General features: G+C 73.0%; 12 protein-coding genes. 11 read left to right on the top strand and 1 reads right to left on the bottom strand.

Annotated features, from left to right (window positions below; genetic code table 11):
* The first annotated feature begins 4 nt into the window (after window positions 1-4).
* Together ABZ208_RS09200 and ABZ208_RS09195 are read left to right on the top strand one after the other, a co-directional pair.
* A complete protein-coding gene (locus ABZ208_RS09200) occupies window positions 5-1,654 on the top strand; it encodes a cation acetate symporter (RefSeq protein WP_356908886.1) in 1,650 nt (549 codons plus the stop codon).
* A 100-nt stretch (window positions 1,655-1,754) separates the two neighbouring features.
* A complete protein-coding gene (locus ABZ208_RS09195; protein ID WP_356908885.1) occupies window positions 1,755-3,014 on the top strand; it encodes an MFS transporter in 1,260 nt (419 codons plus the stop codon).
* Window positions 3,015-3,333: 319 nt separating this feature from the next.
* On the opposite strand, the gene ABZ208_RS09190 is transcribed toward ABZ208_RS09195, so the two are convergent.
* Window positions 3,334-3,972 carry a TIGR03085 family metal-binding protein gene (locus tag ABZ208_RS09190; RefSeq protein ID WP_356908884.1) on the bottom strand — a complete coding sequence of 213 codons (639 nt, stop codon included), beginning with the start codon at window positions 3,970-3,972 and terminating at the stop codon, window positions 3,334-3,336.
* An 84-nt stretch (window positions 3,973-4,056) separates the two neighbouring features.
* Between ABZ208_RS09190 and hisI the strand changes: the two genes are divergently transcribed.
* The 9 genes from hisI (at window position 4,057) to trpA (ending at window position 11,720) form a co-directional block, all read left to right on the top strand.
* Window positions 4,057-4,422, top strand: a complete 366-nt coding sequence (gene hisI, locus ABZ208_RS09185) for a phosphoribosyl-AMP cyclohydrolase (RefSeq protein WP_356908883.1) — start codon at window positions 4,057-4,059, stop codon at window positions 4,420-4,422.
* Window positions 4,423-4,433: 11 nt separating this feature from the next.
* A complete protein-coding gene (locus ABZ208_RS09180; RefSeq protein ID WP_356908882.1) occupies window positions 4,434-5,957 on the top strand; it encodes an anthranilate synthase component I in 1,524 nt (507 codons plus the stop codon).
* Window positions 5,958-5,971: 14 nt separating this feature from the next.
* Window positions 5,972-6,616 carry a TIGR02234 family membrane protein gene (locus ABZ208_RS09175; protein ID WP_356908881.1) on the top strand — a complete coding sequence of 215 codons (645 nt, stop codon included), beginning with the start codon at window positions 5,972-5,974 and terminating at the stop codon, window positions 6,614-6,616.
* A gap of 114 nt (window positions 6,617-6,730) precedes the next feature.
* On the top strand, window positions 6,731-6,988 hold the full coding sequence (locus ABZ208_RS09170) for an HGxxPAAW family protein (RefSeq protein WP_356908880.1): 258 nt from the start codon (window positions 6,731-6,733) through the stop codon (window positions 6,986-6,988).
* 373 nt (window positions 6,989-7,361) lie between these two features.
* Window positions 7,362-7,796 carry a DUF2752 domain-containing protein gene (locus ABZ208_RS09165; protein ID WP_356909011.1) on the top strand — a complete coding sequence of 145 codons (435 nt, stop codon included), beginning with the start codon at window positions 7,362-7,364 and terminating at the stop codon, window positions 7,794-7,796.
* Window positions 7,797-7,911: 115 nt separating this feature from the next.
* Window positions 7,912-8,721 (top strand): indole-3-glycerol phosphate synthase TrpC, encoded by an 810-nt coding sequence (gene trpC, locus ABZ208_RS09160; protein WP_356908879.1) that lies wholly within the window; start codon window positions 7,912-7,914, stop codon window positions 8,719-8,721.
* Between the two features lie 8 nt (window positions 8,722-8,729).
* Window positions 8,730-8,981 carry a hypothetical protein gene (locus tag ABZ208_RS09155; protein ID WP_356908878.1) on the top strand — a complete coding sequence of 84 codons (252 nt, stop codon included), beginning with the start codon at window positions 8,730-8,732 and terminating at the stop codon, window positions 8,979-8,981.
* A 634-nt stretch (window positions 8,982-9,615) separates the two neighbouring features.
* Window positions 9,616-10,908, top strand: a complete 1,293-nt coding sequence (gene trpB / locus ABZ208_RS09150) for a tryptophan synthase subunit beta (RefSeq protein WP_356908877.1) — start codon at window positions 9,616-9,618, stop codon at window positions 10,906-10,908.
* Complete coding sequence (gene trpA / locus ABZ208_RS09145) at window positions 10,905-11,720, top strand: tryptophan synthase subunit alpha (RefSeq protein ID WP_356908876.1); 816 nt, start codon at window positions 10,905-10,907, stop codon at window positions 11,718-11,720. Before trpB ends, trpA begins: the two co-directional genes overlap by 4 nt.
* Window positions 11,721-11,803 lie beyond the last annotated feature (83 nt).

Below are 11,803 nucleotides of genomic sequence, written 5' to 3'. Positions count from 1 at the left end.
GCCGGTGAGCGCCTCGTTCGACGCCCGGTCCCTGGCCCTTGTCGTCTTCCTCGCGTTCGTCGCGGTCTCCCTGCTGCTGTGTGGAGTTGCCGCCGCCGACCAGGACGACCCGGAACACTTCTACGCGGGCGGCGCGGCGCTCGGCCCGGTCGGCGGCGGTCTCGCCGTCGCCGGCGACTACGTGTCGGCCGCCACCCTGCTCAGCACCACCGGCGCGGTCGCCCTCACCGGGGCCGACGGCATCCTCTTCGCCTGTGCCAGCGTCGCCTCACTGGCCCTGGTGATGGTGGTGCTGGCCCGGCCGCTGCGCCGCACGGGCGTGTACACGCTGGGCGACTTCCTCGCCGAGCGCCTGGCCGATCCCTCCGTACGCCGCGCTCTGGGCATCGCCACGCTGGTGGTCCTGTTCCCGCTGCTCGTGGTCCAGCTGACCACGGCCGGCCGGATCATGATCGCAATGTTCGGGCTGCCGGCCGGGGCACTCACCGGATGCACCGTCGCCTGTGGCGCGCTGATGGTCTGTTACTCCGCCTTCGGCGGGATGCGGGGCACCGGCTACATCCAGATCCTCAAGACGTTCGTCGTGGTCGCCGTCATACTGCTGCTCGCAGGCCAGGTGCTCAGCCGCTTCGGATGGTCGCCCGCATCGCTCTTCGACGCCGCGCAGCGAGGCAGCGGCCAGGGCGGCTCGTACGCCCTGCCGGGTCTGCAGTTCGGCCACGACCTCGCCGGCCGGCTGGACCTGCTCGGCTTCCTGCTCACCCTCGTACTGGGCGCGGCCTGCATGCCGCACATCACCATGAGACTGCACCCGATGCGCGGCGCGCGTTCCGTACGCCGCGCCACGCGCTGGGCCGTCGGTCCGGTGGCGCTGCTGTGCACCGGCGTGGTCGTCATCGGGCTCGGCGCGTCGGCGCTGGTGGGCAGCAAGCTCCTGCACGCCTCCGACCCGGGCGGCAACACCGCCCTGCTGCTGGTCACTTCGGCGCTGGACCCGGAAGCGGGCGGACCGCGGCACAGCATGCTCTTCGCGGTGGTGGCCTGCGCGGTCTTCGCCACCACACTCTCGACGGTCGCCGGGATCACGCTTGCCGCCGCCTCGTCACTGGCGCGTGATTTCGCCCGGCCCGGGTGGAGCGCCGGCCGTCGTTCCATGGCGCACGAAGTCCGGTTCGCCCGCTGGGCGGTGGCCGGGGTCGGTGCCGCGGCCGTGCTGCTGTCGGCCCAGACGTACGGCCGCAATCCGCAGGTGATGCTGGCCTTCTCGTTCGCCGCCGCGTCGTCCGTGCTGCCTCCGGTGCTGCTGTACGCGCTGTTCCGGCGTGGCTTCACCGCCGGCGGGGTGCGCTGGGCGGTGTATGGGACGCTGCCGGTCGTCGTCTTCCTGATGGCGTTCTCGCCGGCGGTGTCGGGCACCCCCATCGCGCTCCTGCCCGACAGCGACTTCCACTGGTTCCCGCTGCAGACGCCGGGCCTGGTCACCATTCCCACGGGGTTCCTGCTCGCGTATCTCGGCTCCCGCCGGCATCGCGCTGCGCACCGCCGCCCGGACGCGCCACCGCCGTACGCGGGCGAGGCGTTCCACGAGGCCGCGTACGACGTGGCTCCGCCGAAGCCGCCCTTCCCGGTCGCCCCCTGGGCCAGGAGGCGCTGAGCCGGGAGCGCCGGAGCGGCCGGCGACACTGCCGGCCGCGAGAGCGCCGGTGTCCATGTGTACGGTGTGCCGTTCCAGGCCCTGAAAGGACCCGACCGGTATGTCCGCCGCGGGCACCCCCGTACACACCCCCATGGCGCCGGCCGCCGAGCGGCCCGCCTACCGCGACGGCAATGTGCTGCGCTGGCTCGGCGCGTATGCGGCATCCGCCGTCGGCGACAGCATCTACTACCTCGCTCTGTCCTGGGCGGCCACCCGCGGCGGCAGCCCCGCCCAGGCAGGCGTGGTCATGGCGGTGAGCGCCGTACCGCGCGCCGTGCTGATGCTCGGCGGAGGAGTGATCGCCGACCGCATCGGCCCGCGCCGGGTCGTCATCGCCAGTGACGCCGCGCGCAGCCTGATCGTGCTCGGCGTCGCCGCCGCCCTGCTCGTCACTTCCCCCGGACTGTGGCTGCTCGCCGCCGTCGCCGTGGTCTTCGGCGTCCTCGACGCACTGTTCATGCCGGCCGTCGGCGCCCTGCCGCCCCGGATCGCCCCGCCAGGACAGCTCGCCAGGATCCAGGGCATGCGCTCACTCGCCTCCCGGGCCGCCACCGTCCTCGGTGCGCCGCTGGGCGGCATCGCGGTGGCCCTCGGCGGCCCGGTGACCGCGTTCGCCGTGGCCGGTCTGCTGTTCGTGCTCTCCGTACCGCTGTTGCTCGCCGTACGCATCACCCCGCTGCCCGCCGACGATGCCGGCCGGCCAGGGGCCACCGCCTGGCGCGACCTGGCCGACGGACTGCGGTACGTACGGCGCCACCGCGTACTCGCTCCGCTGCTCGTCGTCATCGCCCTCGGTGACCTGGGCTTCGTGGGCCCGCTGAACGTCGGCCTCGCGCTGCTCGCCGACGAACGCGGCTGGGGCGCGTCCGGCATGGGCTGGATCCTCGCCGGGTTCGGCGTCGGCTCCGGCGCGACCGCCCTCGTGCTCGCCGTACGGGGCCGGCTGCCGCGCGCCGGACTCGTCCAAGGACTCGTCCTGACCGTCGGCGCGACCGGACTGGCGGGCCTCGCCCTGGTCCCCTCGGTCGTGGCCGCGGTCGGCGTCGCCGTGACGATCGGTCTCCTCACCGGGCTCAGCGGCACCCTGTGCAACGCGCTGGTGCAGACCGAGTCCGACCCGGCCTACCTCGGGCGGGTCACCTCGCTCGCCACCCTCTTCAGCCTCGGTCTCGCCCCGCTGAGCTTCCCCGTCACCGGCGCCGCCGTGGACCTGTGGGGCACCACGCCCGTCTTCCTGGCCAGCGCGGCGGTCTGCGCGGCAGGCGGGATCTACGGGCTGTGCGCCAGGACCCTGCGCCGCGCCGAGTTGCCGCGCTGAACCGTACGGAGGCGGCCGCTCCGGAAGCGGCGGCGGGCAACGGAACCGGACCGGGGATGATGCGCGGTGCGCGGACCACTCGCCGGATCACGGCGGAGCGCCGGGCCCGTCTCGGCAGCCGCGCCGTCTGCGGGCCACGGACAGCCGCGCCCGGCGCGCGCAAGACGTCGCCTACGCCCTGGCCGCCCTGCACGCCACCGCCGCGGCCGTCGTCCATCCGCGGCCACCGTCCGGACGCGCACTCCCGACCTCACCGACGTCGGACGTGCCCTGAACCCCGACGCCAGGACCCCGGAACGGGAGCCGGCCGCCCGCCGTGCTACATCCCCACGCCCAGCCTGACCGTGTGCAGCCGGTCGATCGCGTCCTTGTCCCCCTCCAGGTCCACCCGCGCAGCGTCCTGCCGCCCGAACGCGAACATCGTCAGCTCGCCCGGCTCCGCGGTCACCGTCACCACCGGGACGCCGCGGTGGGCCACCGCCGTCTGGCCGTTCGACCGGCGCAGCACCAGACCGACCGGCGACTTGCGTCCCAGCAGCCGGGCCCCTTTCTCGAGCCGCGACCACAGCGCGTTCTCGAAGACCTGGTCCAGCTCGCGCGGCGTCCACTCCGGCTGTGCACGGCGCACATCCTCCGCGTGCACGAAGAACTCGACCGTGTTCGCGGCCTCGTCGAGCGGCTTGATCCCGTAGGGCGACAAACGCGGCGGACCGGTACGGATGAGCTGGATCAGCTCCTCGTAGGGCTTGGCCGCGTACTCCGCCCGCACCCGCTCCATACGGTCCCTCAGCAGGCTGATCAGCACCCCGCCGGCCGCGTCCGGACGGCGCTCGCGCATCACCACGTGGGCCGCCAGGTCCCGGGTCAGCCAGCCCTCGCACAGGGTGGGGGCCGCGGGGCCCGCCGTCTCCAACAGTTCGGCGAGCAGAAGTCGTTCACGCTTCGCATGGGTCGACATGCTCGCCAGCGTACGACCGGCGCGCCCGGTCCGCCCAGTGGACGCACCGCCCGAAGGGCCCGGTCGACACGGCACAATGGCGCCATGACCAGCAGTGTCCCCGCAAGCGCCCTCGATCCCGCCATCGCCGCCCGTCTCAAGCGCAGCGCCGACGGCCTGCTCCCGGCCATCGCGCAGCAGTACGACACCGGCGAGGTGCTGATGCTCGGCTGGATGGACGACGAGGCCCTGCATCGCACCCTGACCACCGGCCGCTGCACGTACTGGTCCCGCAGCCGCCAGGAGTACTGGGTCAAGGGCGACACCTCCGGCCATGTCCAGCACGTCAAGTCCGTCGCCCTCGACTGCGACGCGGACACCCTGCTCGTGAAGGTCGACCAGATCGGGGCCGCCTGCCACACCGGGGACCGCACCTGCTTCGACGCCGACGTGCTGCCCCTCGGCGAGTAGGGTCGGGCGCCATGGATCTCGAGACCTTCCGCAAGCTGGCAGGGGACCGCCGCGTCATCCCCGTCAGCCGCCGGCTCCTTGCGGACGGCGACACCCCTGTCGGCCTCTACCGCAAGCTCGCCGCCGAACGCCCCGGCACGTTCCTGCTGGAGTCGGCGGAGGGGGGCACCTCCCACACCGTAGGCAGTGGCGGAGGCCGCTGGGCGCGGTACTCGTTCATCGGGGTACGCAGCGCGGGCACGCTCACCGAACGGGAGGGCCAGGCACACTGGCTCGGCACCCCGCCGGTCGGCGTCCCGGTCGACGGCGACCCGCTCGCCGCCCTGCGCGCCACCGTGGAGACCCTGCACACCCCCCACGACCTCGGTGCCGGCATGCCGCCGTTCACCGGAGGCATGGTCGGTTATCTCGGGTACGACATCGTGCGGCGCCTGGAGAAGATCGGCCCCGGCGAGCGGGACGACCTGAAGCTTCCCGAGCTGACCATGCTGCTCACCTCGGACCTCGCGGTTCTCGACCACTGGGACGGCACCGTCCTGCTGATCGCCAACGCGATCAACCACAACGACCTCGACACCGGCGTCGACGAGGCGCACGCGGACGCCGTGGCCCGCCTCGATGCCATGGAGGCGGACCTTGCCCGGCCACTGGCCTCCGCCCCCGCCGTGCTGCCGCCCTCCGAACTTCCCGAGTTCTCCGCGCTGTGGGGCGGCAAGGACTACCAGGAGGCCGTCGAGGACATCAAGGAGCGCATCCGGGCCGGCGAGGCCTTCCAGGTCGTGCCGTCCCAGCGGTTCGAGACCCCGTGCACGGCGAGCGCCCTGGACGTCTACCGGGTGCTGCGGGCCACCAACCCGAGCCCGTACATGTACCTCTTCCGCTTCGACGGCTTCGACGTGGTCGGCTCCAGCCCCGAGGCACTGGTCAAGGTCGAGGACGGGCACGCCATGGTCCACCCCATCGCCGGGACCAGGCCGCGCGGAGCCACACCGCAGGAGGACCAGGCGCTCGCCGAGGAACTGCTCGCCGACCCGAAGGAGCGCGCCGAGCATCTGATGCTCGTCGATCTCGGCCGCAACGACCTGGGCCGCGTCTGCGCGCCGGGCAGCGTCGAGGTCGTCGACTTCATGTCCATCGAGCGGTACTCGCACGTCATGCACATCGTCTCGACCGTGACCGGCAAGGTCGCCGACGGCCGCACCGCCTTCGACGTCCTCACCGCCTGTTTCCCGGCCGGCACCCTGTCCGGCGCGCCCAAGCCCCGCGCGATGCAGATCATCGACGAGCTCGAACCCTCGCGCCGCGGTCTGTACGGCGGCTGCGTCGGCTATCTCGACTTCGCCGGCGACTCGGACACCGCCATTGCCATCCGCACCGCGCTGCTGCGCGACGGCACGGCCTATGTGCAGGCCGGAGCGGGCGTGGTGGCCGACTCCGACCCGGTCGGCGAGGACAACGAGTGCCGCAACAAGGCGGCCGCGGTGCTGCGCGCCGTGCACACCGCCAACCGCCTGAACTCTCACGCGGACCGGTAGGGGATAGTGGACGCGTGACTGCTGTACCCGTACCCCAGCCCCGTCCCGCGGCCGCCTCCTCCGCCTCCTCCACCGGCAGCCGCCGTAGTCTGGCCGCTGCTCTGCTCCTCGGCGGTGCCGGTGCGACCGTCGTCCTGCTCGCCGCCGGCCGGATCTGGGCCGAGGGCACGGCCGCCGTCGGCGGTGGAAAGGTGCCGCTGAATGCCGACGGCGGCGATGTCACCGGCGTCCCCACGGCACTGGCGATCGTCGGCCTCGCCGCCCTCGTCGCCGTGTTCGCGGTCCGCAGCGGCGGCCGGATGCTCGTCTCCGCCCTGCTCGCCGTGAGCGGCGCGGGCGCGGCCGTCGCCGCCGTGCTCGGCGCGTCCGACAGCGAAGCGCTCGACGAGAAGGCGGCCAGGACCACCGGCGACGCGGCCGCCGCCATCGATGGGCTCACCCATACGGCCTGGCCGTACGTGACGGCCGCCGGCGGACTGCTGATCCTGCTCGCGGGCCTGCTCGCGCTGCGGTACGGCAAGCAGTGGCCCGCCATGTCCGGCCGCTACGAGCGCGACGGCAGCCCGCGGCCCCGCAAGGCCCGGGCCGTCGACCCCGACCGGCCCGAGGACCTCTGGAGGGCTCTCGACCACGGTGAGGATCCGACGCGCGAAGGATGACCCCCGGATCATGCCGTCGTTGCCGTACGGGACAATGATGGGCGAGCGACCGGCTCAGCACAGCGCACCAGCTCACGACAGAGCACCAGAGCACCAGATACGAGGAGCATTCACATGGCGGGCAGCAGCCACGGACACACCCCGGCCGCCTGGACCGGTTCCATCATCACCCTCATCGGCTTCTGCGTGGCAGGCGTCTTCATGGTGGCGGACAACCCGCTCGGCTTCTGGGCCGGTATGGCCGTCATCCTCCTCGGCGGTGTCGTCGGTGGCGCGATGAAGATGGCCGGCCTCGGTACGCCGAAGGAGCCGGACTCCGTGGTCCAGGCCCGCGACCGCGCCACCGGCGCCGAGGCCCGCAGCGCGGCCTGACCCTGCCGCGCAGGCTTGTTCATCGGGCGCAGCCCGGCGCTGCCGGGCTGCGCCTTCGTGTGCCGACGGAGAGAATCACGGGGTGGACGCCATGCCTTTCCCCACCGACCGGGACCCTGGGCCCGTGGGCTCGACACCGGGCGCTGAGCCCGCGCACGAGCCCGGGCTTGCGTCCGCGCCCGAGTACGCGCCCTTCGCCGGGCACGAACCCGCGTCCGCGCCCGTGCACGAGCGCGGAACGGCGCACGGTTCCGGCGGTCCCGACCACGGGTCGGGACCGGCCTGCCGTCCCGTTCCTGCCGATGAGCCCCCGTCGCAGGCGCACGCGCCCGGAGAGCACCACCCCGGCTCGGCAGGCGGTCCGGCGTGGGGCGTGCCCCGCCCGGCAGGCGGGCCCGGAGCGGGCCACGTTCCGCTCGCGCGTCGCGTGGCCATGCCCGTGGGCGCCATCGTCTCGGTCGCCGCGGCCTTCGCATACGTCGGCACCGTCGACCCCAATGAACCCGGGCACTATCCGGTCTGCCCGCTGGTGCGATTCACCGGGATCTACTGCCCCGGCTGCGGCGGGCTGCGCAGTGCCCACGCGTTCATCCACGGGGACCTGGCCACCGCCCTCGGGGCCAATGCCGTCGCCGTCGTCGGCTACGTGATCTTCGCCGTGGTGTGGGCGATGTGGCTGATTCGCGCCGTACAGGCCAGGCCCCTGCGGATCTCGCTCCCGCGCGCCTGGTGGTGGTCCGTCGGCGCCGTCGTCCTGATTTTCAGCGTGGTGCGGAACCTGCCGTTCGGCGCGGGACTCGCGCCGTGAAGTCCCAGCCTGTGGGACGGACGACGGCCTGATGCGAGCCCGACGCCCTCCTGCGGATACCATCGACATGGCTGATCCTGAACCATCATCACCGTCCCGGAAGGGGGCCGCTCGCGTGAGTGTGCTCGACGAGATCATCGAAGGTGTGCGCGCCGACCTGGCTGAGCGGCAGGCGCGTGTCAGCCTCGACGAGCTCAAGGAGCGCGCCGCCAAGGCTCCCGCGGCCAAGGACGGCGTCGCCGCACTGCGCGGCGAGGGCGTACAGGTGATCTGCGAGGTCAAGCGCTCCAGCCCGTCCAAGGGCGCCCTCGCGGCGATCGCCGACCCGGCCGGACTTGCCGCGGACTACGAGGCGGGCGGCGCGGCCGTCATCTCCGTGCTCACCGAACAGCGCCGCTTCGGCGGATCGCTCGCCGACCTGGAGGCCGTCCGGGCCCGGGTCGACGTCCCGGTGCTGCGCAAGGACTTCATCGTGACCGCCTACCAGCTGTGGGAGGCCCGTGCGTACGGCGCCGACCTCGTGCTGCTGATCGTGGCCGCACTGGAGCAGGAGGCTCTGGTCTCCCTGATCGAGCGGGCCGAGTCCATCGGGCTGACCCCGCTCGTCGAGGTTCACGACGAGGACGAGGTCGAGCGGGCCGTCGAGGCCGGGGCGAAGATCATCGGCGTCAACGCCCGGGACCTCAAGACGCTCAAGGTCGACCGGTCCACCTTCGACCGGGTCGCCTCCGAGATCCCGGCCCATATCGTCAAGATCGCCGAGTCGGGTGTGCGGGGTCCGCACGACCTGATCGCCTACGCCAACTCGGGGGCCGACGCCGTACTCGTCGGTGAGTCCCTGGTCACCGGCCGTGACCCCAAGTCGGCGGTCGCCGACCTGGTCGCCGCGGGCGCCCACCCGGCGCTGCGGCACGGGAGGGACTGACCCCCGCGATGACCGATGCCCGCGTCGCCCCCGCCCGGACCCGGACGAGCCCCGGCTCGACCGGCTCCGCGGTCTGCGCGCGGCCGGACGCGGCGGCGTGTGACCGCTATGCGCGGCTCGCCCGCGGATGCCGCCCTCGCGGCTGCCGGGCACCGGCACGGCGGGTGCACGGGCGGCGGGTCCGTTACGTGATCGGGGACGAGCCGGGCCAGGTCAACGGAATGCGATGGCGCGGCGCGCCCGCGCGCGCCGGCCGCTAGGGGGTTCTCCCCCCACCCGGCCTTTCGTCACCAAGGTCCCCTGCGCCCTGGCGGGCGTGGGGGGACGCCCCCCGCACTCCCTGCGCCCGGTCTCCCCCGGACTACGTCCTGGGGAGACCCCAGGGGCCGGGTCCGGCTTCTGCCCGGATCCCGCGTCCTGGTCGTCGGCGATCCAGGTCTCCGGTCTCTGCCCGGGATCTTGTGTCTCGTCCGCGACCGGGTCCGGTTCCTGGCTTTGCCCGCGACCTCGCGCCGCGGGCGGCGCGGGTGGTTTCCGGGCCCTGCCCGGGAGCGTGTGCCTGTCGTAGCAGGGGCCGAGGTCGGTCTCTGCGCGGGAGCGTCCCGCAGGGTGCCGACGACGGCGGATTCCGGGGCTCTCCCCCGGGAACCGCCTCCACCGCCCGCACGCCTGACTCGGCCCGCTCCGGTCGTCGGCCTCCCGGGCACGATCACCGCCCCCAGGGCGGGAGATCCTGTCCGTCCGGAAGGCGACCTGGCACGCGGCCGTGGGCCGTACGGGGGCCTGGGGGCCTGCCCTTCAGGGGGAGCACCTTGCCGACGGCGCAGCGCGCATACCGTGTCAATCACACCAGACTTCCGGGGCCCCGCGCCCCCGACAAGGAGCACCGTCGCCATGTCCAGCGACTACTTCATCCCTGACCCGGAGGGTCAGGTTCCCGGCCCGGAGGGCTACTTCGGCGCCTTCGGCGGCAAGTTCATCCCCGAGGCGCTCGTCGCCGCGGTCGACGAGGTCGCCGTCGAGTACGACAAGGCCAAGGCCGATCCGGCCTTCGTCGCCGAGCTCAACGACCTGATGGTCAACTACACGGGCCGCCCGAGCGCGCTCACCGAGGTGCCCCGGTTCGCCGAGCACGCGGGCGGCGCCCGGGTCTTCCTCAAGCGGGAGGACCTCAACCACACCGGCTCGCACAAGATCAACAACGTGCTCGGTCAGGCCCTGCTCACCAGGCGGATGGGCAAGACCCGGGTCATCGCCGAGACCGGCGCCGGCCAGCACGGCGTCGCCACCGCGACCGCATGCGCCCTGTTCGGTCTCGAGTGCACGATCTACATGGGCGAGATCGACACCCAGCGCCAGGCCCTGAACGTGGCCCGTATGCGCATGCTCGGCGCCGAGGTCGTCGCGGTGAAGTCCGGCAGCCGCACCCTCAAGGACGCCATCAACGAGGCGTTCCGCGACTGGGTGGCCAATGTGGACCGCACCCACTACCTCTTCGGTACGGTCGCGGGCCCCCACCCCTTCCCCGCCATGGTGCGCGACTTCCACCGCGTCATCGGCGTGGAGACCAGGCGCCAGATCCTCCAGCGCGCGGGCCGCCTCCCCGACGCCGCCGTCGCCTGCGTGGGCGGCGGATCGAACGCGATCGGCCTGTTCCACGCCTTCATCCCGGACACCGGCGTCCGTCTGATCGGCTGTGAGCCCGCAGGCCACGGCGTGGAGACCGGGGAGCACGCGGCCACGCTGACCGCAGGCGAGCCCGGCATCCTGCACGGCTCGCGCTCCTACGTCCTCCAGGACGAGGAGGGCCAGATCACCGAGCCGTACTCGATCTCGGCCGGGCTCGACTACCCCGGTATCGGCCCCGAGCACTCGTACCTCAAGGACATCGGCCGCGGGGAGTACCGCGCGATCACCGACGACGAGGCCATGCAGGCGCTGCGGCTGCTGTCGCGCACCGAGGGCATCATCCCGGCCATCGAGTCCGCGCACGCCCTGGCCGGTGCGCTCGAGGTGGGCCGGGAGCTGGGCAAGGACGGACTGATCGTGGTCAATCTGTCCGGCCGGGGCGACAAGGACATGGACACGGCCGCCCGCTACTTCGGGCTGTACCACACCGACGCCCAGGTCGAGGCAGACGCCTCCGCCGAGAACGGCGCCGCCGAGATCCAGGGGGATGCGAAGTGAGCGGGAACATCAAGCTGCTGAGCGACACCCTCGCCGCGGCGAAGAGGGAGAACCGGGCCGCACTCATCGCCTACCTCCCGGCCGGCTTCCCGACCGTGGACGGAGGGATCGAGGCGGTCAAGGCGGTCCTGGACGGGGGCGCCGACATCGTGGAGGTCGGGCTGCCGCACAGCGACCCGGTCCTCGACGGCCCCGTCATCCAGACGGCGGACGACATCGCCCTGCGCGGCGGCGTCAAGATCGCCGATGTGCTGCGCACCGTCCGCGAGGCGCACGCCGCGACCGGCAGGCCCGTCCTGGTGATGACGTACTGGAACCCGGTCGACCGGTACGGGGTCGAGCGCTTCACGGCCGAGCTGTCGGAGGCGGGCGGCGCGGGCTGCATCCTGCCGGATCTGCCGGTCGAGGAGGCCGGGCAGTGGCGGGAGCACGCCGAGAAGCACGGTCTTGCCACCGTCTTCGTCGTCGCCCCGAGCAGCAAGGACGCCCGGTTGGCCAAGATCACGGCGGCCGGCTCCGGATTCGTCTACGCCGCGTCCCTGATGGGCGTCACCGGCACCCGTGAGTCGGTCGGCGAGCAGGCCCAGGACCTGGTACGGCGTACCCGCGCCACCACCGAACTTCCGGTCTGCGTGGGTCTCGGCGTGTCCAACGCGGCGCAGGCCGCCGAGGTCGCGGCCTTCGCGGACGGGGTGATCGTCGGATCCGCCTTCGTCAAGCGGATCCTCGACGCACCGGACGAGAGCGCCGGTCTCAAGGCCGTACGGGAACTGGCGGGCGATCTCGCCCGGGGCGTGCGCCGCTCCTCGTAGCGCGCGCCCGTTGCAGGCGGCCGTAGCCCGTACGGGTGGAAAGGCGACCGGGGAGGCATGCTGCATGCCTCCCCGGTTCGTTT

This window comes from Streptomyces sp. NPDC006208 (assembly GCF_040613775.1).
Lineage (GTDB): Bacteria > Actinomycetota > Actinomycetes > Streptomycetales > Streptomycetaceae > Streptomyces.
Note: the sequence above shows the minus strand (reverse complement) of the source record. Positions and strands in the feature narration are given on the sequence as shown.

Coding starts and splice junctions, on each gene's coding strand:
- ABZ208_RS09195 (WP_356908885.1), top strand. CDS start 1,755: ATGTCCGCCGCGGGCACCCCCGTACACACCCCCATGGCGCCGGCCGCC.
- ABZ208_RS09190 (WP_356908884.1), bottom strand. CDS start 3,972: ATGTCGACCCATGCGAAGCGTGAACGACTTCTGCTCGCCGAACTGTTG.
- hisI (WP_356908883.1), top strand. CDS start 4,057: ATGACCAGCAGTGTCCCCGCAAGCGCCCTCGATCCCGCCATCGCCGCC.
- ABZ208_RS09180 (WP_356908882.1), top strand. CDS start 4,434: ATGGATCTCGAGACCTTCCGCAAGCTGGCAGGGGACCGCCGCGTCATC.
- ABZ208_RS09170 (WP_356908880.1), top strand. CDS start 6,731: ATGGCGGGCAGCAGCCACGGACACACCCCGGCCGCCTGGACCGGTTCC.
- ABZ208_RS09155 (WP_356908878.1), top strand. CDS start 8,730: ATGACCGATGCCCGCGTCGCCCCCGCCCGGACCCGGACGAGCCCCGGC.
- trpB (WP_356908877.1), top strand. CDS start 9,616: ATGTCCAGCGACTACTTCATCCCTGACCCGGAGGGTCAGGTTCCCGGC.